This is a genomic window from Nocardioides sp. NPDC058538, assembly GCF_042719275.1.
Taxonomy (GTDB): Bacteria; Actinomycetota; Actinomycetes; order Propionibacteriales; family Nocardioidaceae; genus Nocardioides.
The window spans coordinates 39807-55619 of record NZ_JBHXNY010000025.1; the positions used below are offsets into that span (position 1 = coordinate 39807).

21 protein-coding genes are annotated in these 15813 nt (G+C 68.7%); 8 read left to right on the forward strand and 13 right to left on the reverse strand.

Translation table 11 applies throughout. The annotated features are described in order from the left end of the window. The first annotated feature begins 16 nt into the window (after nt 1-16). The gene (locus tag ACFWQC_RS20530) at nt 17-223 is read left to right on the forward strand and encodes a hypothetical protein (protein WP_378682091.1); all 207 of its coding nucleotides are present in this window, start codon (nt 17-19) and stop codon (nt 221-223) included. Here the strand turns inward: ACFWQC_RS20530 and ACFWQC_RS20535 are convergent. The 3 genes from ACFWQC_RS20535 to ACFWQC_RS20545 form a co-directional block, all read right to left on the reverse strand. Then, a complete protein-coding gene (locus tag ACFWQC_RS20535) occupies nt 220-576 on the reverse strand; it encodes a TraR/DksA family transcriptional regulator (protein ID WP_378682094.1) in 357 nt (118 codons plus the stop codon). The genes ACFWQC_RS20530 and ACFWQC_RS20535 overlap by 4 nt on opposite strands. 64 nt (nt 577-640) lie before the next feature. Continuing rightward, complete coding sequence (locus ACFWQC_RS20540) at nt 641-1156, reverse strand: putative immunity protein (RefSeq protein WP_378682096.1); 516 nt, start codon at nt 1154-1156, stop codon at nt 641-643. Further along, nucleotides 1153-1554: an MmcQ/YjbR family DNA-binding protein gene (locus ACFWQC_RS20545; RefSeq protein WP_378682099.1), complete on the reverse strand. Its 402-nt coding sequence runs from the start codon at nt 1552-1554 to the stop codon at nt 1153-1155. The genes ACFWQC_RS20540 and ACFWQC_RS20545 overlap by 4 nt, the downstream gene beginning before the upstream one ends. 81 nt (nt 1555-1635) lie before the next feature. On the opposite strand from ACFWQC_RS20545, the gene ACFWQC_RS20550 reads away from it, so the two are divergent. Both ACFWQC_RS20550 and ACFWQC_RS20555 read left to right on the forward strand, forming a co-directional pair. Then, nucleotides 1636-2250 (forward strand): GyrI-like domain-containing protein, encoded by a 615-nt coding sequence (locus ACFWQC_RS20550; RefSeq protein ID WP_378682102.1) that lies wholly within the window; start codon nt 1636-1638, stop codon nt 2248-2250. A gap of 115 nt (nt 2251-2365) precedes the next feature. Next, nucleotides 2366-3739, forward strand: a complete 1374-nt coding sequence (locus ACFWQC_RS20555) for a lipase family protein (RefSeq protein ID WP_378682105.1) — start codon at nt 2366-2368, stop codon at nt 3737-3739. On the opposite strand, the gene ddaH is transcribed toward ACFWQC_RS20555, so the two are convergent. The 3 genes from ddaH to ACFWQC_RS20570 all read right to left on the reverse strand — a co-directional run bounded on the left by ddaH (nt 3730) and on the right by ACFWQC_RS20570 (nt 5310). Continuing rightward, nucleotides 3730-4500, reverse strand: coding sequence for a dimethylargininase (gene ddaH / locus ACFWQC_RS20560; RefSeq protein ID WP_378682108.1), 771 nt, complete (start codon nt 4498-4500; stop codon nt 3730-3732). The two genes, ACFWQC_RS20555 and ddaH, sit on opposite strands and share 10 nt — an antisense overlap. Nucleotides 4501-4513: 13 nt before the next feature. Beyond that, nucleotides 4514-5008 (reverse strand): GNAT family N-acetyltransferase, encoded by a 495-nt coding sequence (locus tag ACFWQC_RS20565; RefSeq protein WP_378682111.1) that lies wholly within the window; start codon nt 5006-5008, stop codon nt 4514-4516. 125 nt (nt 5009-5133) lie between these two features. Continuing rightward, entirely contained in the window at nt 5134-5310 is a 177-nt protein-coding gene (locus ACFWQC_RS20570; RefSeq protein ID WP_378682114.1) for a DUF433 domain-containing protein, read from the reverse strand. 60 nt (nt 5311-5370) lie between these two features. Between ACFWQC_RS20570 and ACFWQC_RS20575 the strand changes: the two genes are divergently transcribed. Next, nucleotides 5371-5997, forward strand: coding sequence for a class I SAM-dependent methyltransferase (locus tag ACFWQC_RS20575; protein ID WP_378682117.1), 627 nt, complete (start codon nt 5371-5373; stop codon nt 5995-5997). Here the strand turns inward: ACFWQC_RS20575 and ACFWQC_RS20580 are convergent. From ACFWQC_RS20580 to ACFWQC_RS20600, 5 genes are all read right to left on the reverse strand, one after another. Continuing rightward, entirely contained in the window at nt 5994-6464 is a 471-nt protein-coding gene (locus ACFWQC_RS20580) for a VOC family protein (RefSeq protein ID WP_378682119.1), read from the reverse strand. The genes ACFWQC_RS20575 and ACFWQC_RS20580 overlap by 4 nt on opposite strands. Nucleotides 6465-6503: 39 nt before the next feature. Next, a complete protein-coding gene (locus ACFWQC_RS20585) occupies nt 6504-7028 on the reverse strand; it encodes a DUF6069 family protein (protein WP_378682122.1) in 525 nt (174 codons plus the stop codon). A gap of 125 nt (nt 7029-7153) precedes the next feature. Next, a complete protein-coding gene (locus ACFWQC_RS20590) occupies nt 7154-9544 on the reverse strand; it encodes an excinuclease ABC subunit UvrA (protein ID WP_378682125.1) in 2391 nt (796 codons plus the stop codon). Between the two features lie 49 nt (nt 9545-9593). Next, nucleotides 9594-10016, reverse strand: a complete 423-nt coding sequence (locus ACFWQC_RS20595; protein ID WP_378682128.1) for a VOC family protein — start codon at nt 10014-10016, stop codon at nt 9594-9596. A 4-nt stretch (nt 10017-10020) separates the two neighbouring features. Then, complete coding sequence (locus ACFWQC_RS20600; protein ID WP_378682131.1) at nt 10021-10485, reverse strand: helix-turn-helix transcriptional regulator; 465 nt, start codon at nt 10483-10485, stop codon at nt 10021-10023. Between the two features lie 112 nt (nt 10486-10597). On the opposite strand from ACFWQC_RS20600, the gene ACFWQC_RS20605 reads away from it, so the two are divergent. Then, a complete protein-coding gene (locus tag ACFWQC_RS20605; protein WP_378682133.1) occupies nt 10598-10768 on the forward strand; it encodes a hypothetical protein in 171 nt (56 codons plus the stop codon). A gap of 17 nt (nt 10769-10785) precedes the next feature. On the opposite strand, the gene ACFWQC_RS20610 is transcribed toward ACFWQC_RS20605, so the two are convergent. Both ACFWQC_RS20610 and ACFWQC_RS20615 read right to left on the reverse strand, forming a co-directional pair. Beyond that, nucleotides 10786-11457: a response regulator gene (locus tag ACFWQC_RS20610; RefSeq protein WP_378682136.1), complete on the reverse strand. Its 672-nt coding sequence runs from the start codon at nt 11455-11457 to the stop codon at nt 10786-10788. Next, nucleotides 11454-12638, reverse strand: coding sequence for a sensor histidine kinase (locus ACFWQC_RS20615; protein ID WP_378682139.1), 1185 nt, complete (start codon nt 12636-12638; stop codon nt 11454-11456). Before ACFWQC_RS20615 ends, ACFWQC_RS20610 begins: the two co-directional genes overlap by 4 nt. 222 nt (nt 12639-12860) lie before the next feature. Here ACFWQC_RS20615 and ACFWQC_RS20620 point away from each other — a divergent pair, with 222 nt between their 5' ends. From ACFWQC_RS20620 to ACFWQC_RS20630, 3 genes are all read left to right on the forward strand, one after another. Then, complete coding sequence (locus ACFWQC_RS20620; protein ID WP_378682142.1) at nt 12861-13769, forward strand: ABC transporter ATP-binding protein; 909 nt, start codon at nt 12861-12863, stop codon at nt 13767-13769. Further along, nucleotides 13766-14611 carry an ABC transporter permease gene (locus ACFWQC_RS20625; RefSeq protein WP_378682145.1) on the forward strand — a complete coding sequence of 282 codons (846 nt, stop codon included), beginning with the start codon at nt 13766-13768 and terminating at the stop codon, nt 14609-14611. The genes ACFWQC_RS20620 and ACFWQC_RS20625 overlap by 4 nt, the downstream gene beginning before the upstream one ends. 150 nt (nt 14612-14761) lie before the next feature. Further along, entirely contained in the window at nt 14762-15700 is a 939-nt protein-coding gene (locus tag ACFWQC_RS20630; protein ID WP_378682148.1) for a MetQ/NlpA family ABC transporter substrate-binding protein, read from the forward strand. The last annotated feature ends 113 nt before the right edge of the window (nt 15701-15813 follow it).

Sequence of the window (15813 nt, forward strand, 5' to 3'; positions counted from 1 at the left end):
TAACCGATCCTCGCGCATGGGCGCTGCCGCGATCGGGTACCTGCTCGCAATGGGGAGCAACGTCCTGGACATGGTGGGCACCACGGTTGTGGTGCTCGTCGTCCTGATGGTGCTCGCGGCCGCGACCGGCTTCCTGCTGGCGAGGCTGGAGAGACGGCGCGCACGCCGGATCCATGACGATCTCGTCGAGATGCGTGACCAGCCCGGGCGGCATCGCCGCTAGCGCAGCCGTGCCCTCGGCTTCCCGGCACAGCTGATGCACGTGCGCGCCACCGGGCGCGCCTCGAGGCGGCCTTCGGCGATCGGCCGGCCACAGTCCTCACAGGTCCCGTACGTCCCCGCGCCCACGCGCTCCGTGGCAGCATCGATCTCGGCGAGATGCTCGCGCGCCTGACGTACGAGCGCTTGGACCTGGGACCGCTCGAAGGCGATCGTCGCGCCCTCGGGATCGTGCTCGTCATCGGCGTTGGTGTCGCGCGAGGCCGCGACGACAGAGTCGAAGTCGGCGCTGAGGTCCGCCAGGCGCGCGAGCGTCTGCCGGCGCTCCGCCTCGAGCCGTTCGCGCGCCTGATCCATGTGGTCGACGGTAGCTCGCCTGGAGCCTGCTGCTCCAGGGTCCTCTGTCTGCATGACCGGGCCCTCAGCAGTCGAAGACCGACCAGCAGATCTCGTTGCGGATCCGCTGGTCGTCGAGGACGAGGTCGCGGACGGGGTCCGGGAGCTGCTCGCGCTGCCAGTGGCACTCCCGGCGCCCGGCCTCGACGGCGTCGCCAGCAGGGGCGGCGTCGCGTACGGCCTTGATGGCGTACGCAGCCGCGCCCAGGTCGTGGGCCGCGACATGGGCGACCACGCCGGCCTGGCCGGCCGCGTAGGCGGCGTTGCGGGCGGCTCCGCGCAACGGCCGGGCCGCACCCATGGCGTGACCGCCGAGAGCACGCGCCTCCATCATCTTCAGCTCACCGCGGGTCCAGGCCCGCGCGGCCTCGATGGCCTCCCGTGGCCGCGGGTCGTCGGGGCACTCCGCCTCGAAGAGCGGGAGGACGTGCTCTGCGCAGGTCGCCGCCCACAGCGCGAGCAGCTGGTGGTCGGCGTCGGTGAGGGTGCCACCGCGGCGGACCGTTATCAGGCGCGGGTCACGCTCCTTGGCCAGGATCATCGCTCTCCCCTGGTCTCGGGCCCGGCCTCTGGACGGTCCGGTCCGGGGCCGTCGGGATGGGTGAGGTCGTAGGCGGCGGAGACCTTCTTCGGGACGCACAGGCGCCAGGCGTCGACGACGAACTCGCACGCCTCGACCGGGTCGAGCGCGGCCAGGGACGACTCCACCCAGTTGAACCGCATCTCCGACTCGCGGGGCAGGTGGAACTTGTCGGGTGAGCTGGCGACCAGCGCTGCACGCTCCTCCTTCGGGAAGCCGAACCCCATCTCGGTCTCGTCCAGGGAGAAAGCGACAAAGACGATCGCGCCGACCCTGAACTTCAGTCGGCCGCGTACGAAGACCTCGTAGGACCGCTCCAGGCTCGAGCCGAGCCAGCGGACGTCCGCCACGGTTGCCATATCCGGAGCGTAGGCGCAGATGTCGACTACGGCACCGGGAATTCGGGTCCGTCGGAGTCTGTGGCGCGACATCATGGCCCCATGGCGGCGAAGTTGGATCTGAAGAAGGCGCTCGACAGCTATCGGGCACGTCAGGGTGAGTTCCGGGTGCTCGAGGTGCCGCCACTCCCCTACCTGATGGTCGACGGACACGGTGACCCCAACACCGCCCAGGAGTACGCCGATGCGCTCGCGACGCTCTATCCGGTGGCGTACAGGCTGAAGTTCGCCAGTAAGAAAGCGGGTCGTGACTATGTGGTGCCGCCGTTGGAGGCGCTGTGGTGGGCCGAGGACATGGACGCGTTCACCCGGGCACGGGACAAGGCGCAGTGGGACTGGACCGCGATGATCATGACACCCGACTGGGTCACCGAACAGATGTTCGACGAGGCGGTCGCGAGGGTCGGCGCCAAGGATCGCCCGGCGAGCCTGGACAAGGTGCGGCTGGAGACGCTCGCGGAAGGCACCTGCGTGCAGACGCTGCACATCGGTCCCTACGACGACGAGGGCCCGGTGCTCGAGGAGCTGCACGAGCGGTTCATCCCCGAGAACGGGCTGCGGATGGCCGGGAAGCACCATGAGATCTATCTCGGCGATCCGCGGCGGGTGGAGTCCGCGAAGCTTCGGACGATCCTGCGCCAGCCGGTCGTCTCCTAGGCCGCGAATCTCGGTGTACAAGTGTGGACTGAAACGCTTGCCAGCGTGACCGCGCTCACATTACTCTTCGGTAACTCGGGACGCTGCGGTCCCGCTTACGTGAGGAGAGTCCCCCATGGCTCAGCACGCATCGAGGCTGTTCGTGAAGCGTCCCGGCAAGCACGGCGTACGCACCCTGGTGACGGCTCTGGCCTTCGCCGCCGTCATGCCCGCCGCCCTGGCCGCCCCGGCCGGGGCCGCGGACCAGAGCACCGCGGTCGTCTCCCGTGGCGTCGAGATCCCGGAGTTCTACAACCCACCGGCAACGCTTCCTGACGGCGACGGTGAGCTCGTACGCACCGAGCCACTCCCCCTCGGCGTCGGCCTCTCGATCCCGGGCATCGGCTCGCTGCCCGGCACCGCGACCCGGGTCATGTACAAGACGACCGACAACAACGGCGCCCCGGCCGCGGTGACCGGCGCCTACATCGAGCCGTTCGCAGCCTGGACCGGTGCCGGCGACCGGCCGCTCGTGGTCGTCGCGCCCGGCACCATGGGCCAGGGCGACCAGTGCTCGGCCTCGCTCGGGCTGGAGCGCCCCATCCTCTTCAACGGCAAGACCGTCTCGGTGGGCTACGAGGACATCGGGATCTACCGCCTCCTGGCGCGCGGCGTGGCCGTGATGGTCACCGACTACGTCGGCCTGGGCGCCACCGACCGGCTCCACACCTATGTCGACCGCGTCGACGGCGGTCACGCCGTTCTCGACGCCGCGCGGGCAGCGCGCGAGGTCCCGGACGCATCGGTGAGCGCCGGGTCGCGGGTCGCGCTCTATGGCTACAGCCAGGGTGGCGGCGCGACCGGGTCGGCCTCCGAGCTCGCCTCGACGTACGCCCCCGAGATCAACCTCGTCGGTGCCTACGTCGGTGCTCCGCCCGCCGACCTGCGGGCGACCGCGGTCGGCATCGACGGATCGGCGCTGGTGGCGGCGCTGGCCTGGACGATCAACGGTCTCGCCCAGTCCAACCCGGAGCTGCGGCCGATCCTGGACGAGAACCTCAACGCGGCCGGTCTCGCGGCGCTGGAGGATCTCTCGACGGCGTGCGTCGCGGACGGCATCTTCGGCTACCCGTTCCAGCGGAGCACCAGCTGGACCAAGACCGGCGAGAGCCTCGACGACATCATCGAGCGCGAGCCGGCGGTGCGGTCGATCATCTCCGAGCAGAAGCTCGGGCACGTGGCCCCGCGGATCCCGGTACGCCTGGCCACCGGGACCCAGGACGACATCGTCCCGCACGAGCAGTCCCGGCAGCTGGCCGTCGACTGGTGTGGTCGGGGAGCGAAGGTGACCTACCAGGCGGTCATCCTGCCCAACCTCGGCGACGGGCTGGTCACCAACCATGTCACCCCGCTGCTCGTCGACCAGACCGCCGCGATCAACTGGGTCACCGACCGGGTCAAGGGCGTCGCCGCCGGATCCAACTGCGCGACGATGCCTGTTCAGCCCTGAGCTGTGCGTAGCCGCACGGACAGGCAGGTGACGCAGCCTTCGAGCTTCTCGAACTCGGAGATGTCGACCGGCACGACCGTGTAGCCGCGCTCCTCGAACATCGCTCTGCTCAGCGGTGCCGAGGCAGCCATCAGCAGCGTGCGGTCGTCGAGGACGACCACGTGGGAGCCCGGTTCCTCGGGGACCGGCAGGAACCGGGCTCCCCACACGCTCGGGTCGTCGACCAGCGGCTCATGGCCGATGACGGTGCCGTCGGGCAGCGCGGTGACGGCCGACTTCAGATGGAGCACCTTCGTGAGGGGGACAGCGACGACCTCGGCGCCCAGCGGCCCGAGCAGTGCCCGGAGCTGGGCGATCCCCTCGGCGTTCGTACGCCCGCCCTCCCCCACCCACACGGTGTCGCCGTGCTTGAGAACGTCGCCGCCGTCGAGAGTTCCGGGCGCCTCGATGTGGGCGATCCGGTAGCCCCGCGCGCGGACCGCTTCCTCGGCCGCGTCGATCTCCGGGCGCCGTTCCAGCGCGCCGGGCCGGCTGATCACAGCCAGGTCCGCGAAGACGACCATCGTGTCCTCGACGAAGACCGAGTCCGGGCATTCGTCGGCGGGATCGACTTCGTGGGTGGTCCAGCCGGCGGAACGCATCGCGGCGACGTACGCCTCCCACTGCTCGCGGGCGAGATCTACGTCGACCGGGCTCCGCTCGATGTGGGTGACGAGCCCGTCGGCGAGGCGGGGCGAGGGGCGGCGTACGAGAGCGTGCATGGGTGAAGTATCCCTACCCGATCCAGAACCGGAGCTCGTTGCCGAGCTGTTCGTCGAGCGCGCCACCGTTCTTCTCGATCACCCGCCGGGACGGCTCGTTGGAGGGGACACAGGTGAGCAGGGCACGCGAGACGCCGTGCTCACGAGCCCTCTCGAGGCCGAGCTCGAGCATCCGGGTCGCGTGGCCCTGGCGCCGCCATGGCGCGACGACGTGGTAGCCGATGTGACCGCCGTCGACTGCGAGCTCCGGTGTCAGCGTGTGCCGCACGACGAGGGTGCCGAGATAGTGCTCCTCGGAGACGTACCAGTAGACCGTCGACATCACGTCCCAGCGCTCCTTGTCGTGGTCCCGGGCAGCGACGAACGCGTCGAAGTCCTCGCTGGCCGGCCCTAGCCAGTCGGTATCGGTGCCGCGCAGGAGACAGTCGGCCTGTTCGCCGGTGAGATAGGAGGTGCGTACGGCCGTCGTCGGACGGACCAGGCGAGGCGGTTCGCTCAGGGTGATCATCGCCAGCCAGGCAACCACACGGCGTGCCCAGAACGCACCAGGTTTTGGAGGAGCCCTGCGGGCTCACCCGATGGGCAATCGCCTGATCCGCATGGTCTCGTCGCCGAAGACAACGACTTCGCCAGTTAGAAGGCCTCAGCCACATCTTCGGCAACGAGATCCGGGAGGTCATCGATGATCTCATCGGCGGTCATTCCGTCCGCGACCATCGCGACGACTGTGGCCACAGGAATGCGCAAGCCCCGGATCGTCGGGACTCCACCCATCCGATCGGGATGCACCGTAATTCGCTCGAAGGTCACGCTCCGAGGTTACCTCTCAGTTGCGCACTTCGGTGCGAAGTATGTGCGTAGTTTGGTCCCATGAGTGAGCACGAAGGACGCGAGATGTTCGAGCCGGAGTCGTGGGAGGAGCGCTACGCCGGTGAGGAGAAGGTCTGGAGCGGCAACCCGAACGCGCAGCTCGTCGCCGAGGTCTCCGAGCTGACGCCCGGCACGGCGCTCGATGTCGGCTGCGGCGAGGGCGGCGACGTGATCTGGCTCGCGCAGCAGGGCTGGACCGTCACCGGCGCCGACTTCTCGGCCAACGGGCTGGCCAGGGCGAGGCGGCATGCCGAGGACGTCGGGGTTTCGGACCGTACGTCCTGGTGGCAGGTCGACGCCCGCACCTTCGACGCCGAAGGCCGGCAGTTCGACCTGGTCACCTGCCACTTCCTGCACACCCCCGATGGGAGCATGGTCGACGTCGCCGGCCGCCTGGCCACCGCGGTCGCGCCCGGTGGCCACCTCCTCGTCGTCGGCCACGCGCCCTCCGAGGTCTTCGCGCGCCACGGCCACCACAACGCGATGTTCCTCGCCTCAGACCTGATCCCCGGCCTGCCCGCCGGGTTCGAGCCGCTCGTCGTCGAGCAGCGCCCCCGCCTGACCATCCGCGACGGCGTCCCGGTCCAGATCGACGATTCGACCCTGCTCGCCCGCCGCGCAGGTTAGTCCAGGCACCACTCGTTTCCCTCGGGGTCCTGCATGACGATGAAGCCGAGGCTCATCGGTGGGTCGGGCTCGAAGCGGCGTACGCGGGTGGCTCCCAGCGCGACGACGCGCTCGCACTCCGCCTCGAGTGCGGCCATCCGCTCCTCACCCTGCAGTCCGGGAGCGGCCCGGACGTCCAGGTGGACGCGGTTCTTGGCGGTCTTCGACTCCGGCACGTGCTGAAAGAAGACGCGCGGACCGGTGCCGGCGGGGTCCTCGATCGCGGAGGCGTTGTTGCGCTGGTCCTCCGGCACCCCGACACGAGCGAGGAACTCGTCCCACGCATCCAGCGGCTCGCTGCCCTCGGCGACCTCGACCCCAGGTGGACCCGGATGGACGTAGCCGAGGACGTCCCGCCAGAACGTGGAGAGCGCGCGGGGGTCGTGTGCGTCGAAGGTGACCTGGAAGGTGCGGGTCTCGAGTGCCATGGCTCCACCATGACACCGAATCAGGACGGTCGGCGTCCGCTATCGGCGATGAGCGGGAGCGGGCAGCCCGAGGCCGCGGCGCTCCTCCATCCGCCCGGCGATCATGGGGACCACGATCGCGGCGGCGACGAGGTGAGTGAGGCACAGGACGCCGACGAAGGCCAGGTCGAACTCGAAGAACGGCAGCACGTCGGGGACCAGCGAGAGCCCGGTGAGCACGATCATGGTGATCTGGAAGGTCGAGCGGGGCATCGTGGCCACCCGGATCATCACCTCGGCGAGGATGATGCCGATCAGCGAGCAGTAGACGGTGAGCATCGGGAACGCCGCGAGCGGTACGTCGCCCACGCTGCTGCCGAAGTCGACGCCGGCCGCCTTGGCGGCCACGGCCATCAGGCTGGTGGCGACCGCGGCGATGGCGGTGGCCACCAGACCGCGCGGCCACACCGGCGCCGGGCGCTGCCGCACCGGAGTGATCTCCACCGCCGGCTGGGCCGGACGGGTCCAAGCGGTGTGCTCGGACTGCCCGGGCGTACGCCTGTGCTCGGGAACGTAGAGGGTCATCGCGGCTGCTCCTTCGTCGATGCTGCAACCAACGCACACTAAGGGCGCTGCTCATGGTCGACCGCATCCAGATGCCCTCAAACAGGCGTGATTCCCGCCACCCGAACCCTTCCAGTCACTAGGTCTCAGGCCCCGACGTACGCCGCCAGGTGCTCGCCGGTGAGCGACGACTTCTTGGCGACGAGCTCGGCGGGCGTACCTTCGAAGACGACCAGGCCGCCGTCGTGACCGGCACCCGGGCCGAGGTCGATGATCCAGTCGGCGTGAGCCATGACCGCTTGGTGGTGCTCGATCACGATCACCGACTTGCCGGCGTCGACCAGCTTGTCGAGCAGCGCCAGCAGGTTGTCGACGTCGGCGAGGTGGAGGCCGGTGGTCGGCTCGTCCAGGACGTACGTCCCGCCCTTCTCCCCCAGGTGCATGGCCAGCTTGATCCGCTGCCGCTCGCCGCCGGAGAGGGTGTTGAGTGGCTGGCCGAGCTTGAGGTAGCCCAGTCCGACGTCCTGCATCCGTCCGAGGATGTTCGCCGCCGGCGGCACCTTCGACTCGCCCTCGGAGAAGAAGTCGTGCGCCTTGGAGACGGAGAGGTCGAGCACCTCGGCGATGTTGAGCGCGCCGAGGCGATACTCCAGCACCAGCGGCTGGAACCGCTTCCCGCCACAGTCCTCGCACGGGCTCGAGACGGTCTCCATGAACCCCAGCTCGGTGAAGATCATCCCGTTGCCCTTACAGGTCGGACACGCTCCCTCCGAGTTGGCGGAGAAGAGCGCCGGCTTCACACCGTTCGCCTTCGCGAACGCCTTGCGGATGGGCTCCAGAAGACCTGTGTACGTCGCCGGGTTGCTCCGTCGTGAGCCCTTGATCGCACTCTGGTCGACGAACTCCACATCGGTTCCGCGCGGGATCGAGTCGTGGATGAGGGAGGACTTGCCCGAGCCTGCGACACCGGTGACCACGGTCAACACTCCGAGCGGGATGTCGACGTCTACGTTCTTCAGGTTGTGCGAGGTCGCCCCACGGATCTCCAGATGGCCGGTCGGCTTGCGCACGCTGTCCTTCAGCGAGGCACGATGTCCCAGATGACGTCCGGTGAGGGTGTCCGCCTTCGCCAGGTCGTCGAATGTCCCCTCGAAGCAGATCGTCCCGCCGTCGCTGCCGGCCCCCGGTCCGAGGTCGAACACGCGGTCGGCGATCGCGATCGTCTCCGGCTTGTGCTCGACCACGAGCACGGTGTTGCCCTTGTCGCGCAGGTCCAGCAGCAGCTTGTTCATCCGCTCGATGTCGTGCGGGTGCAGGCCCACGGTGGGCTCGTCGAAGACGTAGGTCACATCGGTCAGGGCTGACCCCAGGTGCCGCACCATCTTCGTACGCTGCGCCTCACCGCCGCTCAGGGTCCCTGAAGGCCGGTCGAAGGAGAGATAGCCCAGCCCGATCTCGGTCATCGAGTCGCACAGGTGGAGCAGCGACCGGATCAGCGGTGCGACGCCCGGCTCGTCGATCCCACGCAGCCATTCGGCGAGGTCGGTGATCTGCATGGCGGCGACCTCGCCGATGTCGAGCCCCCTGATCTTCGAGGAGCGGGCCGACTCGTTCAGACGGGTGCCTCCGCAGGTGGGGCACGACGCGAACACGGCCGCACGCTCCACGAACGCCTTGATGTGCGGCTGCAGCTGCTCGGGGTCCTTGCTGAAGACAGACTCGCGCAGCTTGGGGATGAGCCCCTGGTACGTCATGTTCATCCCGAGCGCCTTGATCTTGCCCTTCTCCTTGTAGAGGAAGTCGTGGCGCTCGGTCTCTGTGTAGTCCTTGATCGGCTTGTCCCCGTCGAGCAGGCCTGTCTCGGCGAAGCCCTTCACCATCCAGCCGTCGGCCTTGTAGCCGGGCACGAGGATCGCGCCCTCGTTGAGCGACTTGGACTCGTCGACGATGGCAGCGAGATCCAGGTCGGAGACGACTCCGCGGCCCTCACACTTCGGGCACATGCCGCCGAGGTAGATCTCCTGCTTGATCACGTTCTTCTTGCCCGACTCCGTGACCGAGACACCACCGACCTTGGTGGTCGGGATGTTGAACGAGAATGCTGTCGCTCCCCCGATGTAGGGATCACCGAGGCGTGAGAAGAGCTGGCGAAGCATCGCGTGGCCGTCGGTGACCGTGCCGAGCGTCGAGCGCGGGTTGGCGCCGAGCCGCTCCTGGTCGACCAGGATGGCGGTGGTCAGCCCCTCCATCGCGTCGACCTCGGGTCGCGGCAGGCTGGGCATGAACCCCTGGATGAACGTCGAGTACGTCTCGTCGATCAGCCGCCGCGACTCCGCCGCGATGGTGCCGAAGACCAGCGAGGACTTCCCTGACCCCGACACCCCGGTGAACACCGAGAGCCGGCGCTTGGGGATCTCGACCGAGATGTCCTTGAGGTTGTTCTGCCGGGCACCTTGGACTCGGATCAGGTCGTGAGTGTCTGCGCTGTGCTCGGGCTTGTGCTCGCTGTTGTGCTCGTTCGAGCCGGGGTCGGTCATGGCGATCAGGCTAGTCGGAGGCGTGAATCCAGGCCTGCACATTTCCGACTCACTTGACCTGCTGCAGCCGGATGGTGTTGCCGGCCGGGTCACGGAATGAGCAGTCCCGCATGCCCCAGTCCTGGTCGGTCGGCTCCGACATGATCTCGCCGCCGCCGGCCTCGATACCGGCCTGGATCTTCTCGAACGCGGCATCGACGTCGGTGGAGGAGAGCATCAGGCTGGCGAAGGTGCCCTTGGCCATCATCTCCTGGATCACCCGGCCCTCCTCCTCGCTGATGTTCGGGTCGGCCAGCGGCGGGTAGAGCACGACACTCACGGCGGGCTGCGCCGGCGGTCCGATCGTGAGCCAGCGCATCGCCTCGTACCCGACGTCCTTCCTCACCTCGAAGCCCAGCAGATCGCGGTAGAACCTCAGCGAGGCCTCGGGGTCGGTGTGCGGAAGGTAGCTGTGGCAGATGTTGATGTCCATGCGCTCAGGCTAGGTAAGGATCGGGCCTGGGGGCTTCTCTATTCCTGATCGAACTCCGTCTGATCGGACGGGTGACCTGCTTGGACACGCACGGAGGGATCCCGGCCTCTCCGGCGACGGCCCTCTCCCGGTAGACGCTCGGCGACATTCCGACGAGCTCGCTGAACCGGGTGGAGAAGGTGCCCAGCGAGGAGAACCCGACCTCGAAGCAGATGTCGGTGACGCTGAGGTCACCGCGCCGCAGCAGCGTCATCGCTCGCTCGACGCGGCGGGTCATCAGATAGGAGTAGGGCGGCTCGCCGTAGGCCTTCTTGAACTCCCTGCTCAGATGGCCGGCCGACATGTGTACGCCGGCAGCGAGAGCCTCTACATCCAGCGGCTGCGCGTACTCCCGGTCGATCCGGTCCTTGACCTTCCGAAGCAGCTTCAGGTCGCGTAGTCGCTGCTCCTGATCGGGTTTCGTCGTCACCCTCCGATCCTCCCATTTGATGAATCTGCCGCGTGTCGAAGTAAAAGTGTCGAATTCGGGCGCGCACACTCGTGGAGTAGGTGAAGGCACAAAACGCGGATAGGAGAAAGTCATGTGGGACACAGTTCAAAACCCCGAGAGCACCAACGTACACAGCTTCCCGATGTCGCACTTCCTGCCGTGCCCGCGGTGCGGCCACGAGGTGCACACCTACCTCGCCTGCAGCGACACCTGCGGCTGTGCCCCCGTCGTGATGCCCGGCAGCGTCCCGCTGGCCGCCTGACCGGATCCGACTTCAGGCTAGACCTTCAGGCCCGACTCGATCGCGAAGACGACGAGCTGGGCGCGGTCACGGGCATGCAGCTTCACCATCGCGCGCGAGACGTGCGTGCGGACCGTGTCGGGGCTGACCACGAGCTCGGCGGCGATCTCGGCGTTGGAGCGGCCGGTGGCCACCCAGGCGACCATCTCCCGCTCACGCTCGGTCAGATCACCCAGCCGCGGGTGCGGGTTCGCCACCCGGCGTGAGGAGCCGAACTCCTCGATGACCCGCTTGGTCACCGTCGGAGCGAGCAGCGAGCCACCGTCGGCGACGACCCGGATCGCGTCGAGCAGCGCGACCGGCTCGGCGTCCTTGAGCAGGAACCCGCTCGCTCCCAGCCGCAGGGCCTCGAAGACGTACTCGTCGAGCTCGAAGGTCGTCAGCATCACCACCCGTACGTCCTTCAGCGACGCGTCACGGGTCACCTGCTCCAGCATGCCGAGCCCGTCGAGGACCGGCATCCGGATGTCGCAGAGGACCACGTCGGGGTGGGTGCGGCGCAGCATCGGCAGCGCGGCACTGCCGTCGGAGGCTTCGCCGACGACCTCCAGATCGGGTTCGGCGACGATCATCGTCGCCAGGCCCATGCGGACGAGGGGCTGGTCATCGACCAGAGCAACCCTGATCAGCGTGTGACCAGTCATGCTCATGCCAGCCCCTCCGTGCCGCCCGCCGAGGACCCAGAAAGCGGGAGGGAAGCCCGCAGCCGGAAGCCCCGTACCTCCGGCCCCGCCTCTAGGGTGCCCCCAAGTGCCTCCACGCGCGACCGCATTCCCACAATTCCCATCCCGGGACGCCTTTCCCCGCTCAACATGTCCGATCCCCGCCCGTCGTCGTGGACCGTCACGACCATCTGGGCCGCGGAGGTCGAGACGATCGAGACCTCGGCTCGCGTCGCTCCGGCATGTCGGAGCACGTTGGTGAGCCCCTCCTGGACCACGGCGTACGCGGCCCGCTCGGCCTCCGCCGACGCCGAGTCCACCTCGAGGCGGAGGGAGACCTCCAGTCCCCCGGTGCGCACCCGTTCGACGAGCGCAGGCAGGTCGGCGAGCCCGTGCTCCGGTGCTCGTGGCGCCGGACCGGCGCCGGCCTCGGTGTCGGTCAGCCGGGCCAGCTGCCGGCGCAGCAGGTCGAGCGACTCCTTGCTCTCGGCGCGGATCGCCTCCAGGTTGCGGCGGGCCGCCTCGGGGTCTCGGTCGAGCACGTGCAGCGCGGCACCGGCCTGCATCGCGATCACCGCGAGCCCGTGGCCGACGCCGTCGTGCAGGTCGGCGGCCATCCGCACCCGTTCGTCGCTGACCACCCGTCGCTGCCGTTGGGCTCGGGCCTCGTTGCGCGAGCGCAGCGCGCTCGCGACCGCACCGCAGGCGGCGATGAGCGCCACCTGCCCGAAGGCCTGCCACAGGGAGGGGTCACCCTCCGGGCCGCCACCCTGTCCCCAGGGCCCTCGTCCGGGAGCGCCGTCGAACGGAGGGCTCTCGGGGTTCAGCACCATCCCGGTGGCGACCAGCGCCGCGGCCACGACCGCCCACCAGATCCAGCGTCGCGGCGGCAGCGAGAGTGCCACCGCGAAGGTGACCGCGGGCACCGCCAGGAAGATCGGCCCCTCGGCATAGCCCGCCGTGAAGTACGCCCCGGCACACAGCCCGCTGAGCGCGAGCACCCAGCCGCGAGGCCGCTGCAGGAGCACCGGGAGGACGGCGAGGAGAGCGAGCAGCCCCGCGAGGAGGGCCGGCCCACGGGTGTCGGTGCGGGCGTTGCTGCCCAGCGAGCCGACCAGCTCCGCCACGACGACCAGCCACGGCAGCCAGTGGCGACGGATCCGGGACATGGACCTGACCCTAGTTCGCGCGGCCGCGCGAGGCGTACGACAAATGCGGCCAGCCGCCTACGCAGATCTGCGTAACCGGGAGCATCGCCGACGCCGATGCGACCCAGGGGCGGTCACGAGAGCGTGAGAGGCATGAACGAGCGTAAGCGAGAGACCATCGGCCACAGGCCGCCATTTCCGTATTCTCCGCTCTCCTCAACGGAGATGGCGGCCTGCGAACGAGTGGTTGAGACCGACGGGCTGACCAAGCGGTACGGCGACAGGCTCGCCGTCGACCGGGTCAGCATGACCGTCATGCGTGGTGAGGTGTACGGCTTCCTCGGCCCCAACGGGGCCGGCAAGACGACCACCTTGCGGATGATGCTCGGCCTGATCCGGCCCACCGCCGGATCGGCCAGCGTCCTGGGCCGTCCCGCCGGACGGCCCGAGGTCACTGCCCGTATCGGCGCCCTGATCGAGGGCCCCGGCTTCTACCCCTATCTGAACGGCCGCGACAACCTGCGCACGATGGCGCGCTACCAGGGGCTGCCGAACGCCGAGGTCGACCGGGTGCTGGAGATGGTCGACCTCGCCGACCGGGCGAAGGACGCCTTCAAGGGCTACTCCCTCGGGATGAAGCAGCGCCTCGGTGTCGCCGCCGCGATGCTCGGCTCGCCGGACCTGCTCGTGCTCGACGAGCCCACCAACGGGCTCGACCCGGCCGGCATGGCCGACATGCGGGCCCTGGTCGTCTCGCTCGCCGAGGCCGGCCAGACGGTGATCCTCTCCAGCCACATCCTCGCGGAGGTGCAGGAGATCTGCGATCGCGTCGGTGTGATCGACAACGGTCGCCTGCTGCGCGAGTCGACCGTCGCGGATCTGCGCGGTGGCGCGACCCTACGGGTTCGGGCCACCCCCGAGGACGCCGCCCTGGCGGCTCTGATGCGGATGGCCGGCGACGAGGGCGTACACCGCATCGGCAACGAGACGCTCGAGGTCGACCTTCCTGTCACCGCGGCCCCCGATGTCGTACGTCATCTGGTCGCCCACTCCATCGATGTCCACGAGGTCACTGTCGCGGAGCGTTCCCTGGAGGAAGCCTTCTTCGAAATGACCAGTTTCGAGATGACCGGCAAGGAGGTCGTGTCATGAACGCTCTCATCAACAGCACCCGCGCAGAGCTGCTGCGACTGCGCAAGTGGTCGGCGATCTGGGTGATCGTCGGCGCCTGGCTGGCGCTGTCGCTCTCCTTCGGGTACGTCTTCAACTACGTCGCCTACAAGACCGGCGACGACAACTTCGCCGGCGACGGTGCCAGCAACGCCCAGCTCCTCTCCGAGCTGATGCCGAGTGCCATCCCGGACGTCATCGTCAGCGGCCTGCCGATGTTCGGCGGAGCCCTGGCGATGGTGGTCGGGGCGCTGGTGGCCGGCAACGGGTTCGGCTGGGGCACCTGGAAGACCGTCTTCACCCAGGGGCCGAGCCGGTTCGCCGCCGTGGGCGGCTCGCTGAGCGCGGTGACGATCTTCATCCTCGCGATGATGACCGCGACCCTGGCTCTGTGCGCGGGCGTCTCGGTGGCGATCGCGGCGACCGAGGGCCAGTCGATCTCCATGCCGGCCCTGAGCGACCTGGCGCAGTCCTTCGGCTCCGGGTTCCTGGTGCTGGAGATGTGGGCGCTGCTGGGCTTCCTCGTCGGCGTGCTCGCCAAGGGGCCGGCGCTCGCCGTCGGACTGGGCCTGGTCTGGTCGCTGGTGGTGGAGAACCTTCTCCGGGGCGTCGGCAGCCTGCTCCCGGGCATCGAGGCCGTCACCGACGCCCTCCCCGGCACCGCCGGAGGCTCCTTGGCAGGCGCGATCATCGGCGGGCCCAACGGCACTCCGGGCGTCCTCGACGCGATCTCCGGCGAGCGGGCGCTGGTCACCGTGGCGGCGTACGTCCTGGTCGCCGCGGTCGCGGCGGTGGTCGTGATGAGGCGACGCGACCTCGCGTGAACGGCGCCTAACACACCTCGAGGCATGTCGATGACATGATCTCGGGGTGTGGCCGCGTACGCGGGTGTGATCTTCGTTAAGTCTACTGTGTTGGTGGACAACAACCGCGTTGTCCCAGCATTTCTCAACGTCCAGAAGAGGTTCCCACCCGTGTCCTCCAACACGCCTGAGCCCACCCCGCTCATCGAGGCTCCCCAGTCCAAGCTCCCGCTGATCATCGGGATCGTCGTCGTCGCCGCCATCGTGATCGGCGGCCTCGCCTTCTTCCTCACCCGCGACGACGACGCGGGCAGCGAGCTGACCAAGGTCTCCATCGGCGTCGTCGGCGCCGACGACCCGTACTGGAAGACCTTCCAGGATGCCGCTCGCGAGGAGGGCATCGATCTCGAGGTCAAGAACTTCGGTGACTACAACCAGCCCAACCCGGCGCTGTCGGAGGGCGAGCTCGACCTCAACCAGTTCCAGCACATCATCTTCCTGGCCAACTACAACGTCCAGAACGACGACGACCTGGTGGCGCTCGGCTCGACCGCGACCTATCCCCTGGGGCTCTACTCCTCGAAGTACTCCTCGCTCGACGACATCAAGGCCGGCGAGACCGTGATCGTCCCCGACGACGAGACCAACCAGGCCCGCGGCCTGGTGCTGCTGCAGTCCAAGGGCCTGATCGAGCTGACCGACGGCGGCACCCCGTTCAGCACCGTCAAGGAGGTCGACACGGCCGCGTCCAAGGTGAAGGTCCGGGCGGTCCAGGCCTCGATCACCGCCTCCTCCCTCCCCGACGTCGCCGCGGCGATCATCAACAACGACTTCGTCGAGGACGCCGGCCTGAAGTTCGAGGACGCGCTCGCGACCGACGACCCCTCCGACCCGAAGGCGCTCCCCTACGTCAACATCTTCGCCGTACGCGCCGAGGACAAGGACAACGCGACCTACAAGAAGGTCGTCGAGATCTTCCAGACCAACGAGGACGTGCAGCAGGGGGTCTACGAGACCTCCGGCAACACCGCCGAGCTGGTGAAGATCCCGGTCGAGGACCTGCAGAAGTCGCTCGATGACACCGAGAAGCAGGTAGAGGAGCGTCAGTGACGCACTCGGCCAGCGTTGGGGGGGCCCGGGGGGGGGGGCGCGACCGCGAACAACACACACACCGCGCGCCTGGGCGCGCCCAGGGGGAACCCCGGGGGGGATTTGTACACGAC